Below are 24,377 nucleotides of genomic sequence, written 5' to 3'. Positions count from 1 at the left end.
AGGCAAAATCAAGCTTAAAAAATAACACTGATTCTAAATTTCTTTAGAAAATAAAGAGCTATACTTAATTAATTATAAGCTACTGATATTTTTTAATGAAATTATAAGTTACATTTAATAAAAAACAGCTGTCATATTTGCTATATAAAACTAATAATAAGTAACTATGAAAAATACTGATCAAAAGACTAATGTTACATTAGGGTCTACGCTGGCAGCGCTGGGCGTGGTTTTTGGCGATATTGGTACAAGCCCTTTATATGCGTTGCGTGAATCTCTTGGTGGTTTACCGGTCGATTTATTTGCTGTCCTAGGTATCTTATCTTTAATTTTTTGGTCATTAGTTATTATTATTTCTATTAAGTACTTAGCTATTGTATTTCGTGCTGATAATAATGGGGAAGGAGGTATTCTTGCTTTATTGGCCCTTTTGAAGCAAAAAAGTACGAAGTATGAAAGATTCTTCTATCTATTAGCCATATTTGGTGCAGGATTATTGTTAGGCGATGGTATGTTAACGCCGGCTATTTCTGTTACCTCAGCTGTTGAAGGCTTAAAAACATTCGCACCTGAGTTAGATGGCTATATTCTACCTATTTCTTGTGTCATCTTATTCTTTTTATTTATTGCTCAAGAAAAAGGCACAAGCAAAATAGGGGCCGTATTTGGCCCTATTATTATGGTTTGGTTTATTACTATTGCCATTCTAGGTATTATACAAATTTTTAACAACCCTGTTGTTTTAAATGCTATTAACCCATACTACGGTATCCATTTCTTACTGCATTCCGGTTGGCAGGGTTATTTTCTATTAGGTGGGGTATTTTTAGTTGTTACCGGTGGCGAAGCTCTCTATGCGGATATTGGTCATTTTGGTAAAAATTCAATTCGCCTGAGTTGGTTTACTGTTGTTTTTCCAAGCTTGATTTTAAATTATTTTGGCCAAGGTGCTTATTTATTATTAAATCCAGCTGCTATTAGTAACCCTTTCTACATGATTGCACCTGCCTGGTTTGGGATCCCTTTGCTAGTTATTGCAACGTTAGCTACCATCATTGCATCACAGGCTGTCATTACAGCAACTTTTTCTTTAGCTAAACAAGCTGTTTTGCTTGGGTTTTGTCCAAGGATCTCGATTATCCATACTTCTAAAGAATTTCAAGGACAAATCTATGTGCCGCAAATTAATTTTATTTTGGCAATAGGAACATTTTTTCTGTTATTAACATTTAGAAGCTCAAGTAACTTAACACATGCCTATGGTATTGCGGTGAACTTAGATATGTTGTTGATTACGTTAATGATTGCTTATACGGCCTTGCATATTTGGCGCTGGCCACTGATTAAAGTCATAGCGATACTTAGTTTATTTTTCTTAATTGACCTAGCTTATTTAGGCGCAAACTTACATAAATTCTTAACCGGTGGTTGGGTGCCTGTGTCTTTTGCCTTGGTGGTGGGCTTTATCATGTATACTTGGAGCTTTGGGCTTGAGTATTTGCGAGAGCATTTTTATCATAAAAAAGAAGAGCTTTCTAAGATTTTAAAACAACTAGATTATAAAGCACTCCATCAATTAAAAGGCGTGACTTCTATTTTTATTACCGATGTTTATGATAAGAGTGGAGGCAGTTTTCTCCACTTTTTAAGATTTAGTCGAGCGATGCCAGAGCATGTTTTAATATTAAGTTATGTGGTAGAAAATATTCCTTATGTACACTACACGAAGCGCTATGAGGTAAGTTGTCTGAGTAGTAAAGTCTGTAAATTAGTTCTACATTATGGCTTTATGGATAATATTTCAGTTCCAGATGCACTCGAGCTTGCTAATAATAGAAAAATCCTGCCTTTTGCAATTAATGTTGAAGCGACAACGTATATCGTTGAAGTTCCTAATATTTATGCCTCGAAGAAAAAGCGCTCGTTTATGTTTCATTTTCAAGAAAAGATTTTCGCTTTCTTAATACGCAATTATTCAGCTAATTTAAATATTGAATTTTACAACCTGCCTTATAATAAAACGATTGCAATTGGTGCTTATTTTATTATTTGAAAGCTAGATTTGTAAAAATTTACTCTAGCTGTAGCCTTGATGAAGCGCAGCGTAATCAAGGACTTGTTGTAATTTATATCCTGATAAAACCTTGATTACGCTGTGCTTCATCAAGGCTACATTGGTTAATCGATACCAACAGTCACTTTACCGGCTGTGTAAGAGTGCGCGCCAATTCCGGCTAATTCCCCATTACTTACGACTAAGTAATCAGTTCGAATAGGGCGGTTAGCAAACCAGCATTCTAATATTTCACGCGTTCCTGCTGCATAGCGAGCCTGTGCTGATAAAGAGGTACCGGAAATGTGGGGAGTCATCCCATGGTTTGGCATATGACGCCAGGGGTGATCTTTTGGGGCTGGCTGTGGAAACCAGACATCACCAGCATACCCTGCAAGATGACCATTTTTAATGGCTTTTTCTATCGCTTGTGCATCACAAATTTTACCCCGCGCTGTATTAATGAGATAAGCACCGCGCTTCATTTTTTGAATTAATGAATCATCAAATAAATGTTCTGTTTTAGCGTGTAAAGGAATATTAATGGTTATAACATCACAAAGAGGTAGCAGGGATTGTAAGTTTGCATGATAAACAAGACCTAATTCTTTTTCAGTGGCAATTGGTAGGCGGTGATTATCAGTATAATGGATCTTAACATCAAAGCCTTTTAATCGTTTCATGACTGCTAAACCAATACGACCGGCGCCGACAGAGCCCACAACCATACCCTCAAGATCATAAGAGCGAGTAGCGCAATCAGCAATATTCCAACCACCATTGACTGCCCATTGATGAGAAGGAATATAATGACGCACTAAGGTTAAAATGACCATAACCACATGCTCAGCGACACTAATGCTGTTAGAGTAGGTCACTTCAGTGACTGTGATGCCTTTGTCTATTGCTGCTTGTAAATCAACATGATCAGAACCAATTCCGGCAGTAATCACCAGTTTAAGTTTTTTCGCTTTCTCTAAGCGTTTGGCTGTTAAATAGGCCGGCCAAAAAGGCTGTGATATAACAATATCTGCATCCGGTAATTCTTTTTCAAAAACTGAGTTAGGACCTTCCTTATCACTGGTTACCACCAATGTATGGCCATTACTTTCCAGAAAGTGACGCAGCCCCAATTCTCCTGAAACACTACCTAAAAGTGTGCCTGGCTTAAAATCAATAGCCTTAGGGTTAGGAACTTGAGAACCATCAGGATAATGAGTAATGAAAGGTATATCATCACGCGGGTAAGAAGTAGGGTAACCATTAACTGGATCATCATAAAGAACGCAAAGTACTTTTGCCATACATTTCTCCATAATTATTCTTATTGATTAAAAGAACAATAAACAAATTAAAACCGCTATTCATCCTAAACTTCAAGCTTACAAAGTCAAGAGAAATCTAGTTGAATTATCAGTTGTTGGTAGCCTTGGTGCAGCGTCGCATAATCAAGGATAAATTAATAGTAGGTCGGGCCAGGGGCCAAATTTACCTCTGCCTACCTCAATCTTGGCTCTTGGGCGCTTAGCCTGACGGCCATGGACTAGGGGCCCGATATAAACAACTGCGCTGCATCAAGGCTACTCAAAGAGCGCTAGGATTTTTTCTGGTGGTCGGCCAATGATGGCTTTGTTTTTAAATGTAACGATTGGGCGCTGCATTAAGATAGGCTCTTGCAACATGACTTGTAAAAGTTCATCTTCCTTCTCTAGTGATAAGCCTAGATCTTTAAAACGCTTTTCATTGGTGCGTACAAAATCTGCAAGCTTAAAATAAGAACGTAACTTAGTTAATTGGTCTAGGCTAAGTGGTGTCTTTAAGTAATCAATAATTTTAAATTTAAGGCCTTTATTCTGTAATATATCTAGCGCTTCTCTTGATTTTGAACAGCTTGGATTGTGATAGATAGTAAGGTCTTGTTCGTTATTCATTAATAATAAGCTACTTTTAAAATAATTAACTTTAACGCTGCTATTTAATGAAAATAGCAGCGTTGTTAGTTAAGTGATGTTTAATCTTCGTCATCCCAGCTTAATGTACCGCCTGCTTGGTATTCGATGACCCGTGTTTCGAAGAAATTCTTTTCCTTCTTTAAGTCCATGATTTCACTCATCCACGGGAAGGGATTTTCTGCGCCTGGGTATTGTTCAGGTAAGCCAATTTGATTTAAGCGTCTGTTGGCAATGAATTGTAAATATTCTTCAAACATATCCGCATTCATACCTAAGATGCCGTGCGGCATAGTATCTCTAGCATACGTATACTCAAGTTCGACGCCGTCTTTAATCAGTTTAATAATTTCTTCTTTAAATTCAGGTGTCCATAATTGCGGATTTTCAATTTTAATTTGATTAATGACATCAATACCAAAATTCATATGCATGGATTCATCACGCAAAATATATTGGAACTGCTCAGATGTTCCTACCATTTTATTACGACGGCCCATAGATAAAATTTGGGTAAAGCCGACGTAAAAGAAGATGCCCTCAAACACAACATAAAAAGCGATAAGATCTCGCAATAAACGTTGATCGTCTTCTAGTGTGCCTGTATGGAAATTGGGATCACTTAAACTTTCAGTAAAAGGGAGTGCCCAGGCTGCTTTTCTTGCCACTGAGGGAATTTCACGGTACATATTAAATACTGCTGCTTCATTTAAGCCTAAGCTTTCAATAACATATTGATAAGCATGGGTATGAAGTGCCTCCTCAAATGCTTGACGTAATAAATATTGTCTGCATTCAGGATTAGTAATATGACGGTAAACAGCTAAGACTAAATTATTAGCAACTAAAGAATCTGCCGTAGAGAAGAAACCTAGGTTGCGTAAAATAATTAACCGCTCATCCTCTGTTAAGCCATTAGGGTCTTTCCATAAGGCGACATCGGCGCTCATATTAATTTCATTAGGCATCCAATGATTAGCACAGGCCATTAGATATTTATCCCAAGCCCATTTATATTTAAAGGGAACGAGCTGATTTAAATCAGCTCGACAGTTAATAATTTGCTTATCATCAACTTGAATGCGACTAGCCCCCATTTCTAGTGGCTCTAAACCAGTTGCATGTAGTATCGTCGCTGTCTCTGCCTGTTGACTTGTTGTATTTGGCATTTAAATTTCCTCCTATTGGCATGCTTCGCAGTCGGGATCTAAAATTGAACAGACTTTAGGTTCTTCAATTTTTACTGCGTTGAGCGTGCCATCATGAATCGTTGATTTTTCGGCATTACTAGCGCCTAAGCTACGTAAATAATAGGTGGTTTTTAAACCGCGTAGCCAAGCCTGTTTATAGAGTTGATCAAGTTTTTTACCCGATGGTTTAGCCATATAAATATTTAGAGATTGAGCTTGATCAATCCATTTTTGACGCCTTGAAGCGGCCTCAATTAACCACGTTGGATCAACTTCAAAAGCAGTCGCATAGCGTTCTTTAAGTTCCGCTGGTATGCGATTAATAGGCTGTACACTACCATTGAAGTATTTTAAGTCATTAACCATGACTTCATCCCATAAATTTAACTCTTTTAACTCAGCGACTAAATAAGGATTAATCACTGTAAACTCACCAGACAGGTTCGATTTAACATATAAGTTTTGATAAGTAGGCTCAATAGATTGAGACACGCCACAAATGTTAGAAATCGTTGCTGTAGGGGCAATAGCCATAACGTTGGAGTTGCGCATGCCTTGGGTACGAACTTTAACCCGTAAGCTTTCCCAATCTAATCGTTGTGATCTATCTTGCTCTAAATAGCTGTTGCGAGTTTGTTGTAATAAGTTAATAGAATCGATAGGTAGAATTCCTTTACTCCATAAAGACCCTTCATAACTTGAATAGTTTCCGCGTTCTTGCGCTAATTCACAAGAAGCTTCAATAGCATAATAGCTTACCATTTCCATGGATATATCAGCAAATTCTACGGCTTCTTTTGAAGTATAGTTAATCTTTAATTGATATAAGGCATCTTGGAAACCCATTAAACCTAAGCCAATAGGCCTGTGTTGTAAATTAGAATTACGTGCTTGCGGAACGGAATAAAAATTAATATCAATCACATTATCTAACATGCGAATTGCAGTTTTGATAGTACGCTTTAGTTTATTTTCATCCAATTTACCATTGGTTAAGTGAGCAGGTAGATTAATACTGCCTAAATTACAAACAGCAATTTCATTGGCTGAGGTATTAAGCGTAATTTCTGTACAAAGATTAGAGCTATGGACAACACCCACATGCTGTTGTGGCGAGCGTAAGTTACAGGGATCTTTAAAAGTAAGCCATGGATGGCCTGTTTCAAATAGCATGGATAGCATCTTACGCCACAACGTAACTGCAGCAATGGTTTTGGTATTTTTAACTTCATCACGCTCTGCTCTTGCTTCAGCATTGAGGTATGCTGTTTCAAAGGCTTGGCCATATAAATCGTGTAACTCAGGCACTTCATCAGGTGAGAAAAGCGTCCATTGGCCTTCTTCATGTACTCGTTTCATAAATAGATCAGGAATCCAAACTGCTGTATTCATATCGTGCGTACGGCGCCTGTCATCACCTGTGTTTTTACGTAATTCCAGGAACTCTTCAATATCACGGTGCCAGCATTCAAGGTATGCACAAACAGCACCTTTGCGTTTACCGCCTTGATTGACTGCGACAGCAGTAGCATTAACCACATTTAAGAAAGGTACAACGCCCTGTGATTTGCCATTAGTGCCTTTAATATGCGAACCCATGGCTCGTACAGGTGTCCAATCATTACCTAGGCCACCGGCAAATTTAGACAGTAAAGCATTATCTTTTATTGCACCATAAATACCGTCTAAGTGATCAGGAACGGTCGTTAAATAACAACTAGATAATTGAGGCCTCACGGTACCTGAATTAAAGAGAGTCGGTGTGGAAGACATGTAATCAAAAGAAGAAAGTAATAGATAAAACTCAATGGCTTTTTCTTCCTTATCTTGCTCTCGAATCGCTAAGCCCATGGCAACACGCATAAAAAAGGCTTGCGGTAATTCATAACGGGCACCATGCTCATGAATAAAATAACGATCATAGAGTGTTTGTAAACTTAGATAAGTAAACTTCATATCACGTTGTGGCAGTAAAGCTTGAGCCAATTTATCTAAATTGAATTCACCTAATTTGCTATCGAGTAAACCTTGCGCAATTCCTTGCTGAATAAATACTTTGAAATAAGAAGGGTAAAGCGTTGCCATTTCATCAAAGGTTGCTTCAGCTTGTATATTAAGTTTATTTAACGCTTCACTTCGCAAGCTATCAAGCAAGAGACGTGCAGATACGTAGGTATAATTTGGTTCTTTTTCTACTAACGTACGCGCAGCCATAATTAAAGCGCGATGTACATCCTCTAATTTTGCTTGATTATAAAGATTACGTAGCGCGTCTTTAATAACGGGTTCCGCATTTACATTTTCTAAATCGCGGCAAGCTTCTTGTACAATTGTGTTTACACGTTCCATGTCTAATGGCTTGGTTTTACCATCAGGCATAATAATTAATGGTACTTCACTGTCTTTCGCTTGCTGCTGTTGTTGTTCTTCTCGGGCTTTACGATGCTCCTCTCGATACAAGACATAAGCACGTGCAACTTTGTAATGATGACTGCGCATCAATGCTAATTCAACTTGATCTTGGATATCTTCAATATGAATAGTACCGCCTGTGGGTTGACGGCGTTTAAGGGCTGCTGTAATTTGCTTTGTGATTTCATCAATTTGTTGATGAATTCGATTAGACGCTACTGCATTATTGCCTTCTTCTGCAATAAATGCTTTCGTAATAGCTAATTTTATTTTGCTGTCATCATAACTAACTACTTTACCATTGCGCTTAATGACTTTAAGTAAGCCAGGGGCGTTCGTAGTTAGCTCAATTTGATTAATGTAAGGCATAGTATCTACCGGTTGTTCTGACATAGTTTCTCCATTCTATTTAATGAAGAAATCATAACTTAAGTATAGCATAAACACAATATATAGGGTTTTGCTAATCTTTGATAAACTATATATTGTGTTTTTCCTGTAAAAAACTTGTGGATAACTTGTAGATAGTTACCTAGCTCTTTGAAAAATAACTAGCGTTAGGCAAGCGTCCAATACCTTGCTTAATTTAAAAATACGATTGCTAGGGCTATGAAGATGAGCTGGCTCAGAAATTACCAATAAATCAGACACGGCTAGCTTTAATATTATTAAGCCATTTTTGGCGATTTTCTGTACCCATATCTGGTTTTTTTGTAACGTAATGTAGTAGATAGAGTCCATTATCTGTTTGTGTTACTTTTTGTATCTCGTCTTGTTGCAGGTTTTTAGGTGTATTTATTTGAAATTCGAAGATAATTTGTTTAGGTGTTTGTTCATGTATCGTAACTTTAGGATCTAACCCCGATTGCCTAAAGTTAGCAATAATCAGGTCTAGGTATTGTCGAGGTGATAATTGTTGCGTAGCGCTTGGTATAAATTGACTTGTAATAAGCTCCTGCCACTGATCAATATCATCGCCAGCGGGCACATATTCAATCGTTGTAATAGCATCCGTTTGTTTTCCCCAGGCAGCTTGCCAAAAGCGATTATCAAAAACAAGGTGTTGTTTTTCATAATTAGTTATTTCCTGTGCTGACAAAGGGCTGTTGGCTTGCAACTTCGTTGTGCTGCAATATAAGTCACCTTGATAATTATAATATTCAACACAAGATGGGTTATTTTCCTTATTAACTTTAAGCAATTTACTAGGGTCAATAGCGGCATGAGTTAAGGATGAAAAAACTATAATAATGTAACTTACGATAATTTTTTGCATAAAGGTACACTTAAGGAAATATTATTAAGTGTAGCAAAAGATAAACTAACTAAACTTTTAAAGATTTCTACAAGAGAGAAAGATTAGGCTATAGTTAAATCAAAGTAAGCAAAGATACAATGGATTATGTTAAGAAAATTATCATATTTTATATTGATTTCTATTCTTTACTTTGTTTCGCCTTCTTATGCTGCTGTTAAGGTCGGCATACTGCAATTTGATCCCCCCTTTGTGACTACTGATAAGCGATTTGTCTTGTCAGGGTTTGATATTGAATTAATGAAATGCATTTGTTCTGAATTAAATTGGTCGTGCAAGTTTGTGATTTTTAAAGACTACAGTAAACTTATCGATGCATTGCTTACGAATAATGTTGATTACGCTATGAGTGGGATTGTAATAACCCCTCTAAAAAACCCAAATTTGTTATTTAGTATTCCTTATTTAATTAGCGCAGGTAATTTTATAACCCTAAAGTCAAATACTGAAATCACTAATTTAGCATCACTACAAAATAAAAAAGTAGGGGTTTTAGCTGGACGAGGCTATGGTGAGTACTTAAAGCAAAATCCTTCTGCTCTAAATTTACAAGTCGTTGATTATTATAACTATATGGATTTATTAAACGATTTTTATACGAAAAAAGTGGATGCAATATTTTTAAATAACTATACAGCGATGTATTTACTGCATCAATATCCAGATTTTGTAAAATTAATTAATACATCAATAAGTTTCGCCAATGGTATTGGCATATTAAGCCGCGCTGATAACAAAGAAAATATAGATAGAATTAATGCCTTATTAACTAGGTTTGAGACAGATGGTACGTTTGTAACCTTATATAATTACAATTTTGCCTTTTTTGTTAATCAATAACAACTAGTGTTAATCCCTGCGGCCATGACAGCTTTTATATTTCTTACTACTACCGCAAGGGCATGGCCTATTACGAGAAAGAGTCGGTTTTCTGGCTTGTCTAGGTTCTAAGGCTTCAGTATAAAACCACTTGCCTTGATACTTCCTAAACTCGCTTTTTTCATGAAGGAATTTGATAAGGCCATTTAATTCAAAAGAGGCAATAAACTCTACAAATTGACAATCTTGGTGCTGAAATTCAGGATAAGTATCAATTATTTCTAGATTAATCCATTTAGATTCGTTGGCCCAATTTTTTACTTCAACTTCATCAAAATGTACTAGGGGATTACCACGCATTGTTGCTTTGATGTAGGCAATATTTGACTTGGTATAAGCTGTGTATCGAGATCGCATGAGTTTTTCAGGCGTAGGTGCGTCTTGTGATTGTTCAATATAAAGGCCGCAGCAGTTTAAGTAAGGAATTTGCGATCCACACGGGCAGGCTAAGGACATAAGTTTTACAATCTGATTAGGAGAGAGGTTGCCGTTATTTTAACTGAAAGTTTTTTTTTTGAGTAGGAATAATTAAAATAATGATACAGTTATTTAATTATTTAATAGTAAAAAATAGTTTAATTTAGCCTAGCTTTTCAATTCATAGTTTGTTTGTTACTATTTTTTTGTAATTTTAATAGCGGAGGATTAGTTATGCCAATTATTAATGGTAATCACCTGCAGAAGAAAAATAAGCTAAATATTCAGCTTAACAGTGAAATTTTTGACAAAATTAACGCGTATTGTGCTTGGGCAAATATCACTAATATTAGTTTATTTATTGAAGAGGCTGCTAACTTGGTGTTTGCAAAAGATCGCGATTGGAAGCAACATAGTAAGGCTCTTAAGAAAAAACAAGTGCACGCTGGTTAATAAATTAGTTATCCCTATGGGATATTTTTTCCTATCTAAGTCTATGGGTCTCTAGGTAATCGAGAAATTTTAAGCTATATAAATATTGTTTACCTGGTAAACATTAACCTAGTTTAAATTTAAGAGATAAGAACAGACGGTTCATTTAAAGCCAGTTAAATGAGGCAGCGTAATTAAAAGTTATATTAGATAATATTTTACAAATATTTCTTGACAGTCTCTAAGAGCCTCATTAAACTGCCAATCTCTTTTGGGGCTATAGCTCAGCTGGGAGAGCGCTTGCATGGCATGCAAGAGGTCGGCGGTTCGATCCCGCCTAGCTCCACCACCATTAACTTAGGTTTTTGGTGGAAAATTTAGGTCCCCATCGTCTAGAGGCCTAGGACATCGCCCTTTCACGGCGGTAACAGGGGTTCGAATCCCCTTGGGGACGCCATTTTTGGCTGATGTAGGTTATAAATAAGTTAGTTTTAGGTCCCCATCGTCTAGAGGCCTAGGACATCGCCCTTTCACGGCGGTAACAGGGGTTCGAATCCCCTTGGGGACGCCATTAAAATAGTTTATTTTAATGGTTAAAGAATTTTTGCTAACATAGAATCTATTCATAAGCGTTCAAAAATAGTTCTAGTATTAAATCCCGAAAGTCTCTCATGCATACGATAGGCATATTCATCTGTCATGTTCGCAATATAGTCACAAACGATACGCAATGCTGAATTTGCATCAGATGCTTCTTCGTATAATTTGCGATTTTTATGATCTAAAAGTGCAATGGGGTTAGAAGCAATTGCTTCAAAAAGGCGCAATACAACAGTTTGACCACCATATTCAAAAGTGCGAGCTGCTTGTGAGTCAATAACGTGTTGATAGATACACTGCATTAAATAATTCAATAAATCAGCTGCTTCCTGCCGTAGTACGACATTATATTTAAGTAAAATGTTCTCAAAATCTGTATGAGTAATGGCTACCGACGTAGCAGTAATGAAATAATTAACCATTTCACCAATGGCTTGCTTGCGTTTATATAGCTCGGAGGCAAAAAGATTATTAATTAACGCTCTAACATTATCACTTAGCGATGTTTCTTTGATTAAGGCGTGCAGTGTTGCATTATCTAGTTGCTCGCGATTAATTAATTGTAAATGAATCGCATCTTCTAAATCATGAACGCCATAAGCAATGTCATCAGCAATAGTCATGATTGAGCAATCAAATGAACAGAATGCAGACTTACCATGACTGTTTTCTTCAGGTTTTTTAGCTAACGATTGAAATAATTGTTTATCACTGGCATTAAATGGGCTTAACAGCCAATCAACCTCAGCTTGTTCAGAGTCAAAATAACCTTTAGGCGGTAACCAATCATTGATACGAATCGTTTGATTTAGGGTGGCATTGACTACCGGTTTGGCTAGCGCTTGCACTTTATTGTAAGGTACCGGGTATTTTAATAAGCCTAATAAAGATCGCCTAGTTAAATCAAGCCCAAACGGCCCATAGCTGTCTTCAACCTTAGTGAGTAAACGTAATGTTTGGCCATTCCCTTCAAAGCCACCGTGGTTACGCATCATAAAATTTAAAGCAACCTCACCGCCATGCCCGAAAGGAGGGTGGCCGATATCATGCAGTAGGCAGATAACACTGATCAAATCATCATTAGGAAATAAATCTGGTACACCTAAAGTTGTTTGATTAACAATCAGATTACGGACAATACTGTGGCCAATTGATGCTACTTCTAATGAATGAGTAAGACGAGTGCGGTGAAAATCTCCTTCGTCAGTACCTAAAATCTGTGTTTTACGCTGCAAGCGGCGAAATGCAGGGCAATGAATCACACGCGTCCTATCTCTTTCATAAGAGTCGCGATGGTCATGAATACCGCGTTGGTTAATCTGGCCAGAGCGTCGATGAGTCCACATAATTTTTTGTATGGTGTAAATACTTAACTTTATGCCAACTTTTCTAGTGATACAAGAATAGGCCTATAAATTAAAGTTTTTTGCAAATTAAGCAGATATAAGAGCAAGAGAAAGTCTAAAGCACAATCCCATTAGCAAATAAAAGGGAGAACTATGCTATGAACTATCATCGTTTAACTGTTTGTATTTGCTTTAGCGCGTTAGCATCTTGTGGAAGGGTAAGTGATATACCTTATCCACCGACCTACACATCTCAACGCTATGATGACATGAGGTATTATTCTCAGGTTTATTCACAGGGTATAAATTATGGCGATTATAATTCGTCTGCCATTGTTTCTTCGCAAGAAGTAGCTGTTCCTGAATCTTATCATGTTGGTGCTTACCATGCTCCGGCACGGGCTAAAGATCGTGATAAAACATGGGTAAGTAGCCAGAATCCGCAAGGATACACAATTGAAATAGCAGATGATGAAAAAGCAGCTCAAGTGGCTAAAAAATTATATATGGCGCCTAAAACAGATAGAACCGCAGAAGTTAGATATCAAAATAATGGCAAAAATTATTATAAAGGATTATATGGCAGTTTCTCTAGTCAAGAAGAAGCACAAAAAGCTTTAAATAATTTACCTGAAGATTTAAAGCAAAGCGCTGGGGTTAAAAACTGGGGAGCTATTCAAAGCTCGGTTAGTGAATAGCTCTCTTACCTGACTACTATGAGCTGTTTACTAATATGTAAATGTATATAAATGCCGTCTTTACGAGCCTTGGCGAAGCAATCCGGCACGGTGTTTTATTATAGACTTTACCTGGATTGCTTCACTTTGTTCGCAATGACGGCAGTTTTATGTTTCGCACTAAAGCAAAATCTAGCGCTTATTCAAAAAACCTAATAAAAAGATAATCTATAGCCTAGAGCTTAGATAAGAAATCTAATACGGTTTACTATGTTTTACTGGCAATGACGGCTGTTAATTTAACTAAGCCTACAGTCGCTGTTTTTTCAATGACTAACTGTTTTAATGTTAAAGCATAATTATTATTGAGCTGCCACAACCACACTAAAAATGTCTTATAGGGTACATTTTCAAAAGATAATTGAATATCGCCCTGGCTTGTCTGTTGCAATTGATAAGGGAATTTTTGTAAGGCTTGATTGGTTAATTCAGTGGCAATGACAGTTAATAGTTTACTACTGGAAATAGTCTTTAGGTTACTTTTATGAGGCAATTGCTGTCTGACTTGTTGCATCCATATTAAGGTCTCTTGCTTTTCTTTAAGTTGCGTTTCTTTTTCATCTACTGCACTTATGAGTGGCGAGTAAAGGAGTAAATAAAAGAGATAGATGAGTGTACTAATTAATCCTAAGCCTAATAGCCACTTTTCTCTATCATTTAAATTATTCCAATAATTCATCATAAATTAAGCTCCAACACACCTATAACTTGATTATCTTTCGAGGAAGCTTGGGTTTGTTTTACATTGATGCGTTTACGCTGTAAATTAATTTGCAATCCTTCAAGCGCTTTAAAATCCTGGCTAATTACCGTAACTTGCATGATTTGATTTTGAAACCGTAATTGCTCAATAGTGGAATTGTTGTTTGCTAGAGCTTGGGTAAGCGAATTGAGTAAAAGCCAAAAATTATTATCAGTATCCGTGCTGCCTTTAAGTAGCTGGCCAATCCGAAATCGCGGGCTAAGAACTTGTTGCGCTTGTGGAAAGAACTGTCGATAAATGGTAGCAATTTGAGCGTCTACTGCGCTTAATTGCGTATTTAAGGAGTGTATTTTAATGCTATTTAGAGTGATTAAACTAATCAGCCACAATAACGACATAGCGGCAGCAGCATAATACCATTTTTTGACCTTCTTTGCTGTAGAATCATGAGTAAACTGCCCTTGGCAAAGATTAATTGGATGATGTGTTTTTAAGCGTTTAGCTACCCAAACAAGTGGCTCTTCATCAATGAGCTGTGACTGCGGTAACATAATAGGTGGTGTATCGTTATTAAACGTATATAAAGTTAAATCGGGAGGTATTTGTTCTAAATAAACAGGTGCTAATTCCAAGCTTAAGAGACCATTGAATTTAGAATTATCACGAACTAACAAGTAATGATCTAAAAAGCAAGCCTCATTATGAGCGAGAGCAAACCAATCAAGTGTAAAGAAATCAATCCGAATATTATAGGTATCTAGCTTATTAAGAATATTAGCTAGGTAGTTTTTTTTACAGACAACAATTAAGTAGTGGCCTTGTTCATAATAGTGTTTATTAAAGCAAAAATGTAACTCTTCAACAGGTTCAGCGAGTTTTTCTTCAAGCGCATAGGGAACGGCAACTCGGGCTTTTTTTTCAGGAAGCCAAGCTAATTCGATTTGATGAAAACTAAAATGTTCAGCAGAATCAACTACAATGGTTTTAGCAGTGGCTTGTAATTGTTGAATTTCACTAAAACTACGCTGTGCTAGTGGTGCATCAAGGATACCTTGGGTATTTAAGCTTAAGCTTAAACAGCCTTCATCAGTTAAATGTTTTATAAATAGAAAACAGGTAGACACACCGATCCTTGTTTAATTAAAGAAGTTCATCGTTCACTACAGCAGTATACCTAGAATTTTTAAAATGGCCAAAATAGACTTTTAAAAAGTTAAGCGGCGTTTTACTGTAAGCTTAAATTGATGCGTTTAGACTTCATGCGTATAGGATAAGGTTCTTTAGTGACATACACGCTATAAATAGCATGTATGCCGAGATCACATTAGACGTAAGCAGATTTTTTAATGGTTAGCGCCGCCCATTGGTGTTGTAATTCTTGCGCAAGCAGGTAGACAGCAAGGGCATATTGCGGGCTATTATTGTAGCGAGTAATCACGTAAAAATTTGGATAAGTAAGCCAATACTCTGAACCCTTGGCGGTTTCTAAGGCAATTAAGCCAACTTTATTAGGCTGTTTTTGCGTGTCTAGTAAAGGTCTGATACCGGCGGCGATAAGTTGTTTAGGTGCATAAGTTGCATTTTTAAAATTAGTATTTATTCGTTTAACTTGGTTGCCTGTTACGCGTGCTGGTTGAGCAACACTTTGATTTAAACTCCAGCCATGCTTATGAAAGTAATTTGCTACACTGGCAATCACCGCACTATCGTCATTCATTAAATCTTTTTTCGGTCTTCCTAAGAAATCTGCTGCGTAATAACGGTAGCTACTTGGCATGAATTGTGGTTTGCCCATGGCACCTGCATAAGAGCCTAAATATTGCGTGGGAGCAACTTGATGCTCACGGCAAAGCAGTAAGTATTCTGTAAGTTCTTTAGTAAAAAAAGCAGATCGCTTGGGGTAGTTAAAGGCTAATGTTGATAGAGCATCAAGTACCCGATAGTTACCCTGATGTTTACCATAAAAGGTTTCAACGCCAATGATTGCAACAATAACACTAGCCGGCACTTTATATTGTTTTTCAGCTTGTAGCAAAGCCTGGTGATTAGCTTTCCAAAACGCAATACCGCCATCAATTCGTTGTTGAGTTATAAAAAGTTGCTTATAAATATCCCAGGGCTTTTTTTCATAAGGCTTTTCCATGGACTCAATAATTTGTGGCTGTATCTGCACATCATTCATTACTTGGGTGATATATTGCTTATTAAACCCATGATTTTTTACCATAAAATTAATAAAATTTTGCACATCTGGGCGTTGCACAAAAGCTGCATCAGCATAGGCTATGCACTGATTGCAAAAAGTGAGTAAAGCAAAACACAATGTTAGAAATAAGCGCATGGTCATCCGTTTTATCTTTATGAAAGGTATTAATTGTATGCAAGAATTTTAATGACAACAATGCTGATTTATTTTATTTATTTAATATTAAATCTAGATTTCGTATAAATGCTGGACATTTTACGAGCTAAAGTATGAATAGACATCAAAACATACTTTCTGCAAAATGATTAATAAGCTAGAATACACACATTTTAACAATAGGTTTTTCAATTGAGCGACTTAACGCGAATTCGAAATTTTTCAATCATAGCTCATATTGATCATGGTAAATCCACACTAGCCGATCGATTTATACAAATTTGTGGTGGCTTAACTGATCGGGAAATGGCTGAGCAAGTGCTAGATTCTATGGATATTGAGCGTGAGCGGGGTATTACCATCAAAGCTCAGTGTGTCTCTTTAAATTATAAAGCACGTGATGGCAAGACATATTTACTTAACTTTATTGACACGCCCGGCCATGTTGATTTTAGCTATGAGGTTTCTCGCTCGTTGGCTGCGTGTGAAGGCGCTATTTTAGTGGTTGATGCTGCACAAGGTGTAGAAGCTCAAACTGTGGCTGTTTGCTATACAGCAATTGAGCAGAATTTAGAAGTCTTACCCGTACTTAATAAAATTGACTTGCCACAAGCAGAACCAGAGCGAGTCATTAGTGAAATTGAAGATATTATTGGTCTTGAAGCCCAACATGCTATTCACGCAAGTGCTAAAAGTGGATTAGGCGTTGTAGAAGTACTAGAAGCGCTAGTACAATATATTCCTCCACCTATAGGCGAGCTTGATGCACCATTACAAGCATTGATTATTGATTCCTGGTTTGATAGTTATTTAGGGGTTGTTTCTTTAGTTCGTATTGTCAATGGCACGCTACGTAAAGGTGATAAAATGCGTGTTATGTCAACAGGCCGAGCATACGAAGTTGATCAAATTGGAATTTTTACGCCTAAACGTACTAAAACCGATATGCTGCAAGCTGGTGAAGTAGGTTATGTTGTTGCTGGTATTAAAGATATTCAAGGTGCACCCGTAGGTGATACATTAACCCTTGAAAAGTTTCAAGCTGAACAGCCCTTGCCGGGATTTAAACGGGTAAAACCACAGGTTTATGCAGGGTTATTTCCTATTAGCGCTGACGATTTTGAAGCATTTCGTGAAGCACTCGCAAAGTTAAGTTTAAATGATGCATCTTTATTCTATGAACCAGAATCTTCAGAAGCCTTAGGTTTTGGTTTTCGCTGTGGTTTTTTAGGTATGTTGCATATGGAAATTGTGCAAGAACGCCTAGAGCGAGAATACAATCTTGATTTAATCTCAACGGCGCCAACAGTGGTTTATAAAGTCATTACGACCAAGGGTGAAACGCTGATGATAGATAACCCTTCCCAGTTACCGCCCACTCAACAAGTTAAGCAAATGTTTGAGCCTATTGTCAGAGCTAATATTTTAGTACCGAATGACTACTTAGGGCAGATCATCACACTTTGTGTTGAAAGACGGGGTGTGCAAGTAAATATGATGTACAGTGGTCGTCAAGTCTCTGTGACTTATGATTTACCTATGAGTGAAGTTGTTTCAGATTTTTTTGATAGATTAAAATCAGTTAGCAGAGGTTATGCATCACTGGATTATAATTTTCTACGCTTTGACGAAGCAGATTTAGTTAAATTAGATGTACTCATTAATAGTGAAAAAGTAGATGCGCTAGCCGTGATTGTACATCGCAGTGCGGCTCAAAGCCGAGGCAGAGGTTTAACTGATAAAATGCGTGAATTAATACCTAGGCAAATGTTTGATGTGGCAATTCAGGCAGCCTTAGGAAGTCATATTATTGCTCGTCAAACCGTTAAAGCTCTGCGCAAAAATGTAACAGCAAAATGCTACGGTGGGGATGTAACTCGCAAGCGTAAGCTGCTAGAAAAACAAAAAGCGGGTAAAAAGCGCATGAAGCAAGTTGGACATGTTGAAATTCCTCAGGAAGCATTCATGGCTGTGTTCCAAACAGACAGAAAAAAATAGATGTTTAGAAGCAGCAACTTAATTACCTTAAATTGATAAGGTATTAAATGAACTTAAGTTTCCTAGGTTAATTTTTTATTAGGAAAATAAACTATGAATTTTGCGTTGTTATTAGTTATCCTTTCTTTTGTAAGCGGTGTTATTTATTTATTAGATATTCTTATTTGGCAAAAAAAGCGAGCCCCTAATCAAAAGCCTAATAAAATTATTGAATACGCGCGCTCATTTTTTCCTGTTTTTTTTATTGTTTTACTGCTGCGTTCATTTTTAGTAGAGCCTTTTCGAATTCCTTCAGGCTCTTTAGAACCTACATTATTAGTAGGTGATTTTTTAGCTGTCAATAAATTTGCTTATGGGTTGCGCTTGCCGGTAGTTGAGAAAGAAGTAATTCCTGTGGCAAAACCTAAGCGAGGTCAAATTGCTGTGTTTCGTTGGCCACCTGACCCTACTTATGACTACATAAAGCGTGTTATTGGTGTCCCTGGTGATAAAATTGCTTATCGTAATAAGGTACTAACGGTCAATGGCGAGGAAATGAAGCAAACGTTTGTTGAACAAACAATAGATGAGAGTTCAGGTAAAGCGGTAGCTAAGTACCGCGAGAATCTCAATGGCGTCGAGCATGATATCTACATTCGTCCCGATGTAGGCGCTTATGATTTCGAAATAGAAGTTCCGCAAGGACAATATTTTATGATGGGTGATAATCGTGATGATAGCGCTGATAGTCGTTATTGGGGCTTTGTTTCCGATGAATATTTACGAGGCAAGGCTTTTTTAGTCTGGATGAGTTGGAATGGTAAAACAGATAGCATCCGTTGGTCGAAAATAGGTCATTTAATTCATTAAAGGAAGAAAAATGCGTAAACAACAGGGAGTTACTTTTATTGGCGTAGTACTTTTAGCAGCAACCATTGTAATTCTGGGTGTTTTAATCATGCGGATAGTACCTGTTTATATACAGAATTATGAAGTTAAAAGCTCTATTAAAGCGTTAAATAATGTACGCAATGAAGATATGACATTTGATGCTGAGTCGTTAAAACAAAAATTACTCAATCAACTCTATATCAATGGAATAGATACGATTAAGGCAGACAATGTAACTATTGTACCTACTGATCAGGAGAATCATTATCGAGTAACGGTAAATTATTTGGTAATAAAGCCTCTTGTCTATAATATAAGTCTATTATTTAAATTTAATGAATCGCAAGAGGTTACTGTTGATACCCATTGATTTACCCCGTTTTTGTCGGAAAATAGGATACGAATTCCAAAATATTGCTTATTTGAAGCAAGCATTAACGCATTGTAGTGCTGGTAATGATAACAATGAGAGATTTGAGTTTTTAGGTGATTCTATTTTAAGTTTTGTTATCGCCGATGCGCTATTTCAGCGTTTTCAAGACGAAAGCGAGGGGCAATTAAGCCGGTTGCGCGCTTTTTTAGTAAAGGGTGAAACCTTGGCTGAAATTGCTATGGAGATAGGATTAGGTGATTATTTATTTCTTGGCCAGGGTGAGTTAAAAAGTGGGGGATTTCGTAGGGCTTCTATTTTAGCTGATGCTTTGGAGGCTGTCTTTGCAGCGGTTTATTTAGATGGCGGCCTGCAAGCGTGTCAGAAACTCATTCTTAAATTTTTTGCCACTCGTTTAGAGCATAAACAATTACAAACGAACTTGAAAGATGCAAAAACGCAATTACAAGAGTTTTTGCAAGCAAAGAAAAAGCCATTACCAGAATATTCTTTACTTCGAATAGAAGGTGAAGAACATGAGCAAATTTTCTACATCTCATGCACTGTAAATGGCATGACTAACAGCACAATTGGCTCAGGTTCAAATCGACGCAAAGCCGAACAAGAGGCAGCTAAGCTGTTTTTACAATTTTTGAAAAACTAAAATTATTCTGAGTAAGCTATAATAAATAATAAATTCTAGCCGGGTCATAAGGATGATTATAGATATTCATGCCCATTGCTTTCCCAAAGATTACCTCGATTATACAGAACAAAAGGGTAGCGATTTAGTTGATGTAGCTCGTTGTATGAAGGCTGGGATAGCCGAGAAGGAATTGGAGACTCGTTTTGCAAACATGGACCGTGCAGGTGTTGATTTGCAAGTTATTTCGATTGTACCCCAAGTTCCCTATTTTGCTGCCAGGAAAGACGCAGTTGAAGGGGCACGTATGGCAAATGATCTGTACGCGCAATTGGTTAATAAATACCCAAAACGATTTAAAGCCTTTGGTATATTTCCACTTCCGCATATTCAAGAATCATTAGATGAGATTAATCGCTGCTATGATGAATTGGGGATGGTAGGGGTTACGCTGACCACAACGGTATTAAAAAAATCCTTAGTTGCATCAAATTCGCTAGAACCAATTTTTGCAGAATTGAATCGAAGAAAGGCTGTGGTTTTTCTACATCCAGCGGGTTGTTGTACTGGAGAGCAAACGCAGCTTTATAAATTGACCTGGATTATTGGTGCGCCATTTGAAGACACATACGGTGTATTACATCTCATCCTTTCAGGAGTTACCAGCCGTTATCCCTATATTAAATTTGTTAGTACCCATCTTGGGGGGTGTTTACCCATGATCATGCAACGTATTGATAATTTATATAAAGATTGGGGAGAGGGCGAAATTGTAGGAAAACCTAGTGATTTTATTAAAAAATTTTGGTTTGACACAGTAAGTCATGGCCACATCCCAGCTTTGCATCATGCTTTGTCTGTGTATCCTGCAGAACATATTATACTGGGTACCGATTAACCTTATGCTAATCAAGACAAGTATCAACTTGCAGTCAATTATATTAAAGAAGCTAATCTACCTGAGCATTTAGTAAAAAAAATACTAAGTGAGAATGCAGCTAAGCTATTTGATTTTCCTACTAACTGAAATAGTTCACATTTTGAAAGAATAAATGAACTGAAGCTGATTTCGGATTAAGGCACTGTTTATCAGCGCTTAATTTATTCACTGATTTCTTCTAAAAAGGAAGCCACCGCTAACCATTCTTCTTCAGCTAGAAGTAGAGAATTTTTAACTTCTTGTTGTTCCTGTAAAAGTGATTGTAGTTTAGTAGAATAATTGTCGGTATACAGTGTTTGATCGGCAAGTTTATCTTCTAATAAATTTAGGCGTTGCTGATAATTGACTACTTCTTGTTCAAGTTTTTTTAATTTATTTTGTAAGTTTTTTCGTTCTTTATAATTGTTATTTACGCCAGCTTCAGAAGTAGGTTGGTTTTTTCCCGTTGTTTTATCGGTTAGCCAATTATAATAGTCATCTAAATCACCTTTAAAGGGTTGTACTTGTTTTTGATAAACTAAGTAATATTCATCAACGGCGCTACGCAGTAAATGTCTATCGTGAGAAATTAAGATTAAAGCACCTTCATAACTTTGTAATGCAATTTCTATTGCTGCTCGCATGCTTAAATCAAGGTGGTTAGTAGGCTCATCGAGCAATAATAAATTGGGCTTTTGCCATACTAGTTTTGCCAATGCTAATCTGGCTTTTTCGCCGCCAGAAAAGTGTTCAATAGAGTTTACTGCGGTATCACCAATAAAGTTAAATCCCCCTAAGTAATCGCGTATACTTTGTTCACTTGCATTCGGAGACAGTGCTTGAATTGTTGCGAGGGGACTTAAGCTAGAATTTAATTCTTCTAATTGATGCTGGGCATAATAACCAATTTTTAAATGAGCAGAATGAGAAATTTCTCCCGATAATGGCACGAGTTTTCCGGTTAGCGCTTTAATTAATGTCGATTTTCCTTCGCCATTAGGGCCAAGTAACCCAATGCGAGCACCTGGGTTAATGAGCAAATTAATGCGTTGTAAGATAGGTGTTGTCGGTTCATAACCAATAGTAACTTGCTCACAGCGGATAAGAGACGTAGTAACTTTATGACAGGGATAAAATTCAAAGGAAAAAGGTGAATCAACTTGAGCTTGCGCAACTATCTCCATCTTTGCAATCGTTTTAAGCCGGCTTTGCGCTTGCTGGGCTTTTGTTGCTTTCGCCCGAAAACGATTAACAAATGACATCAAGTGCTTAATTTTCTCTTGTTGTTTGACATAAGTCGCTTGCAGCAAAGCTAGTTTTTGTGCTCTTGCTTGCTCAAATACACTGTAGTTACCTGTATAAAGAAATGTATTTTGCTGTTCAATATGTAAAATATGACTGACAAAGGCATCAAGAAATTCGCGATCATGCGAAATAACAATCACACTACTTGGACTCTGTTTAAGCCATTTTTCTAACCAGAAAATTGCTTCCATATCTAGATGATTTGTAGGTTCATCAAGCAGAATTAAGTCAGCCGGGCTCATAAGACAGCGGCCTAAACTTAAACGCATACGCCAGCCACCTGAGAAACTATTAACAGGTTGCTGTTGTTCGCTAAAGCTAAAGCCTAAGCCATTCATAATAGTAGCGGCTTTGGCAGGTTTACTATAACCTCCTGTTTGATTTAGTTGCTCATGACAACTTAAAACATCGGCATCATGACCTAAACGCTCAGCGTCAATTAAACGCTGCTGTAACAGGAAATACTCTTCATCGCCAGAGAGAACAAAGTTTAATGCAGTCTCTTTACTGTCTGGTAATTGTTGGGAAAGAGAGCTAATGCGCAACTGCGGATTAAGCTGGCATTCGCCTTCATCAGTCGTTAGTTGGCCTAAAATAAGGCTAAAAAGGCTTGATTTACCACAACCGTTATTCCCTACTAAACCAATTTTTTGCTTTTCATGTAATGCAATAGAGGCGTTTTTAAGTAAAACTTTATTACCTTGAGAAAATGTGACTTGGCGCAGGGTTAACATAAGACTAAGACAAACTAATAATTAAAGTATTATAACAATAATACTAGGTTATTCTATAAATGATGCTAAAAGAATCTTATGCAGTTATAATGTAGCCAATATGATTTGCAGGTTGGTTAATGAATAAACAAGATTTCTATTTTGAATTACCTCCAGAGTTAATTGCTCAATACCCTCTAGCGAAACGTCGTGATTCAAGGTTATTAAATTATAATCGGCACACACAAACCCAGGCCCATTATCAATTTAGTCAATTGTCTGAATTACTAGAGCCAGGTGACTTATTAGTGATGAATGATACTAAGGTAATTCCGGCACGTTTTTTTGGTCTAAAGGAAACAGGCGGGCGCGTAGAGTTTTTAGTTGAGCGTGTCCAAGATGACCATCATTTCCTCGCTCACATTAAAGCAAGCAAGGCACCGCGCGCAGGAATGACTATATTTCTTGATGCTAAATGGCAAGTTAAAGTTATGGCAAAAATTGATGACTTATATCAATGTTTTGTTTCCGGTGACATCGAAACAATGTTAGAAGAAATTGGACATATTCCTCTACCACCCTATATTACCCGAACTGATGAGACCTTGGATAAAGAGCGTTATCAAACAATTTATGCCAAGCATAAAGGCTCGGTTGCAGCCCCTACTGCAGGTTTACATTTTGATGATTATGTTTTAGCTCAACTACAAGAGAAGGGTATACAATTAGGCTATTGCACGCTACATGTTGGCGCAGGCACATTTAGACCGGTTCGTTGTGAGAATATTAATGATCATAAAATGCATAAAGAACACTATGTAATCACTGAAGAGTTAAGTGAGCTTGTCAAGCAAACGCAATCACATGGTGGCCGTATTATTGCGGTGGGTACGACAGCCATGCGCAGCTTAGAAAGTGCCACGCAAGATGGCTATTTAAAACCAGGAAAGCATGAGACAGATATTTTCATTTATCCTGGCTATACCTTTAAACTTTGTAATGGTTTAATTACCAATTTTCATTTACCAGAATCAACTTTATTAATGCTGGTATCAGCATTTATTGGTTACCAGCAGACAATGGCCTTGTATAAAGAAGCAATTGCTAAGCGCTATCGTTTTTTTAGTTATGGTGATGCCTGTTTATTACTGTAATTTGGATTAT

21 protein-coding genes and 3 tRNA genes are annotated in these 24,377 nt (G+C 37.1%); 13 read left to right on the top strand and 11 right to left on the bottom strand.

Annotation, left to right across the window (positions count from 1 at the left end; translation table 11 throughout):
* Positions 1-166 precede the first annotated feature (166 nt).
* Positions 167-2,053, top strand: coding sequence for a potassium transporter Kup (locus DYE47_RS09555; RefSeq protein ID WP_115303049.1), 1,887 nt, complete (start codon positions 167-169; stop codon positions 2,051-2,053).
* Between the two features lie 125 nt (positions 2,054-2,178).
* Here DYE47_RS09555 and DYE47_RS09550 read toward each other — a convergent pair whose 3' ends face one another.
* The 5 genes from DYE47_RS09550 to DYE47_RS09530 form a co-directional block, all read right to left on the bottom strand.
* Positions 2,179-3,357: an NAD-dependent formate dehydrogenase gene (locus DYE47_RS09550; RefSeq protein ID WP_115303048.1), complete on the bottom strand. Its 1,179-nt coding sequence runs from the start codon at positions 3,355-3,357 to the stop codon at positions 2,179-2,181.
* A gap of 276 nt (positions 3,358-3,633) precedes the next feature.
* On the bottom strand, positions 3,634-3,984 hold the full coding sequence (arsC, locus tag DYE47_RS09545; RefSeq protein WP_115303047.1) for an arsenate reductase (glutaredoxin): 351 nt from the start codon (positions 3,982-3,984) through the stop codon (positions 3,634-3,636).
* 80 nt (positions 3,985-4,064) lie between these two features.
* Positions 4,065-5,171, bottom strand: coding sequence for a ribonucleotide-diphosphate reductase subunit beta (locus DYE47_RS09540; RefSeq protein WP_115303046.1), 1,107 nt, complete (start codon positions 5,169-5,171; stop codon positions 4,065-4,067).
* 12 nt (positions 5,172-5,183) lie between these two features.
* Positions 5,184-7,973, bottom strand: a complete 2,790-nt coding sequence (locus DYE47_RS09535; protein ID WP_423202361.1) for a ribonucleoside-diphosphate reductase subunit alpha — start codon at positions 7,971-7,973, stop codon at positions 5,184-5,186.
* 274 nt (positions 7,974-8,247) lie between these two features.
* Positions 8,248-8,880 carry a hypothetical protein gene (locus DYE47_RS09530; protein WP_115303044.1) on the bottom strand — a complete coding sequence of 211 codons (633 nt, stop codon included), beginning with the start codon at positions 8,878-8,880 and terminating at the stop codon, positions 8,248-8,250.
* A gap of 126 nt (positions 8,881-9,006) precedes the next feature.
* Here DYE47_RS09530 and DYE47_RS09525 point away from each other — a divergent pair, with 126 nt between their 5' ends.
* Positions 9,007-9,759 (top strand): transporter substrate-binding domain-containing protein, encoded by a 753-nt coding sequence (locus DYE47_RS09525; RefSeq protein ID WP_115303043.1) that lies wholly within the window; start codon positions 9,007-9,009, stop codon positions 9,757-9,759.
* Between the two features lie 9 nt (positions 9,760-9,768).
* Here DYE47_RS09525 and DYE47_RS09520 read toward each other — a convergent pair whose 3' ends face one another.
* Positions 9,769-10,254, bottom strand: coding sequence for a YchJ family protein (locus tag DYE47_RS09520; protein WP_115303042.1), 486 nt, complete (start codon positions 10,252-10,254; stop codon positions 9,769-9,771).
* Between the two features lie 195 nt (positions 10,255-10,449).
* Here DYE47_RS09520 and DYE47_RS09515 point away from each other — a divergent pair, with 195 nt between their 5' ends.
* From DYE47_RS09515 to DYE47_RS09500, 4 genes are all read left to right on the top strand, one after another.
* Positions 10,450-10,668, top strand: coding sequence for a hypothetical protein (locus DYE47_RS09515; protein WP_115303041.1), 219 nt, complete (start codon positions 10,450-10,452; stop codon positions 10,666-10,668).
* 252 nt (positions 10,669-10,920) lie between these two features.
* Positions 10,921-10,996 (top strand) — tRNA-Ala (locus DYE47_RS09510).
* 32 nt (positions 10,997-11,028) lie between these two features.
* A tRNA-Glu gene (locus DYE47_RS09505) sits at positions 11,029-11,104 on the top strand.
* Positions 11,105-11,142: 38 nt separating this feature from the next.
* Positions 11,143-11,218: transfer RNA gene (locus DYE47_RS09500), tRNA-Glu, on the top strand.
* 52 nt (positions 11,219-11,270) lie between these two features.
* On the opposite strand, the gene DYE47_RS09495 is transcribed toward DYE47_RS09500, so the two are convergent.
* On the bottom strand, positions 11,271-12,593 hold the full coding sequence (locus tag DYE47_RS09495) for an anti-phage deoxyguanosine triphosphatase (protein ID WP_115303040.1): 1,323 nt from the start codon (positions 12,591-12,593) through the stop codon (positions 11,271-11,273).
* A gap of 158 nt (positions 12,594-12,751) precedes the next feature.
* On the opposite strand from DYE47_RS09495, the gene DYE47_RS09490 reads away from it, so the two are divergent.
* Positions 12,752-13,291 (top strand): SPOR domain-containing protein, encoded by a 540-nt coding sequence (locus DYE47_RS09490; protein WP_242604202.1) that lies wholly within the window; start codon positions 12,752-12,754, stop codon positions 13,289-13,291.
* Positions 13,292-13,538: 247 nt separating this feature from the next.
* Here the strand turns inward: DYE47_RS09490 and gspM are convergent, their stop codons facing one another.
* The 3 genes from gspM to mltB form a co-directional block, all read right to left on the bottom strand.
* Complete coding sequence (gene gspM, locus DYE47_RS09485; RefSeq protein WP_115303039.1) at positions 13,539-14,012, bottom strand: type II secretion system protein GspM; 474 nt, start codon at positions 14,010-14,012, stop codon at positions 13,539-13,541.
* Entirely contained in the window at positions 14,009-15,157 is a 1,149-nt protein-coding gene (gspL, locus tag DYE47_RS09480) for a type II secretion system protein GspL (RefSeq protein WP_115303038.1), read from the bottom strand. The genes gspM and gspL overlap by 4 nt, the downstream gene beginning before the upstream one ends.
* Positions 15,158-15,357: 200 nt before the next feature.
* The gene (mltB, locus tag DYE47_RS09475; RefSeq protein WP_115304059.1) at positions 15,358-16,374 is read right to left on the bottom strand and encodes a lytic murein transglycosylase B; all 1,017 of its coding nucleotides are present in this window, start codon (positions 16,372-16,374) and stop codon (positions 15,358-15,360) included.
* Positions 16,375-16,587: 213 nt separating this feature from the next.
* Between mltB and lepA the strand changes: the two genes are divergently transcribed.
* From lepA to DYE47_RS09450, 5 genes are all read left to right on the top strand, one after another.
* Positions 16,588-18,393 carry a translation elongation factor 4 gene (gene lepA / locus DYE47_RS09470; protein WP_115303037.1) on the top strand — a complete coding sequence of 602 codons (1,806 nt, stop codon included), beginning with the start codon at positions 16,588-16,590 and terminating at the stop codon, positions 18,391-18,393.
* A 93-nt stretch (positions 18,394-18,486) separates the two neighbouring features.
* Entirely contained in the window at positions 18,487-19,242 is a 756-nt protein-coding gene (gene lepB / locus DYE47_RS09465) for a signal peptidase I (RefSeq protein WP_115303036.1), read from the top strand.
* Between the two features lie 10 nt (positions 19,243-19,252).
* Entirely contained in the window at positions 19,253-19,633 is a 381-nt protein-coding gene (locus DYE47_RS09460; RefSeq protein ID WP_115303035.1) for a DUF4845 domain-containing protein, read from the top strand.
* Positions 19,623-20,297, top strand: a complete 675-nt coding sequence (gene rnc / locus DYE47_RS09455; RefSeq protein WP_131750076.1) for a ribonuclease III — start codon at positions 19,623-19,625, stop codon at positions 20,295-20,297. The genes DYE47_RS09460 and rnc overlap by 11 nt, the downstream gene beginning before the upstream one ends.
* 52 nt (positions 20,298-20,349) lie before the next feature.
* A complete protein-coding gene (locus DYE47_RS09450) occupies positions 20,350-21,174 on the top strand; it encodes an amidohydrolase family protein (protein ID WP_115303033.1) in 825 nt (274 codons plus the stop codon).
* 203 nt (positions 21,175-21,377) lie between these two features.
* On the opposite strand, the gene DYE47_RS09445 is transcribed toward DYE47_RS09450, so the two are convergent.
* A complete protein-coding gene (locus DYE47_RS09445) occupies positions 21,378-23,234 on the bottom strand; it encodes an ABC-F family ATP-binding cassette domain-containing protein (RefSeq protein ID WP_115303032.1) in 1,857 nt (618 codons plus the stop codon).
* 119 nt (positions 23,235-23,353) lie between these two features.
* On the opposite strand from DYE47_RS09445, the gene queA reads away from it, so the two are divergent.
* Positions 23,354-24,367: a tRNA preQ1(34) S-adenosylmethionine ribosyltransferase-isomerase QueA gene (queA, locus tag DYE47_RS09440; RefSeq protein ID WP_115303031.1), complete on the top strand. Its 1,014-nt coding sequence runs from the start codon at positions 23,354-23,356 to the stop codon at positions 24,365-24,367.
* Positions 24,368-24,377: the final 10 nt, after the last annotated feature.

The sequence above is a fragment of the Legionella beliardensis genome (assembly GCF_900452395.1).
GTDB classification, from domain to species: Bacteria; Pseudomonadota; Gammaproteobacteria; order Legionellales; family Legionellaceae; genus Legionella_C; species Legionella_C beliardensis.
This window is presented reverse-complemented; position numbering and strand designations above follow the sequence as displayed.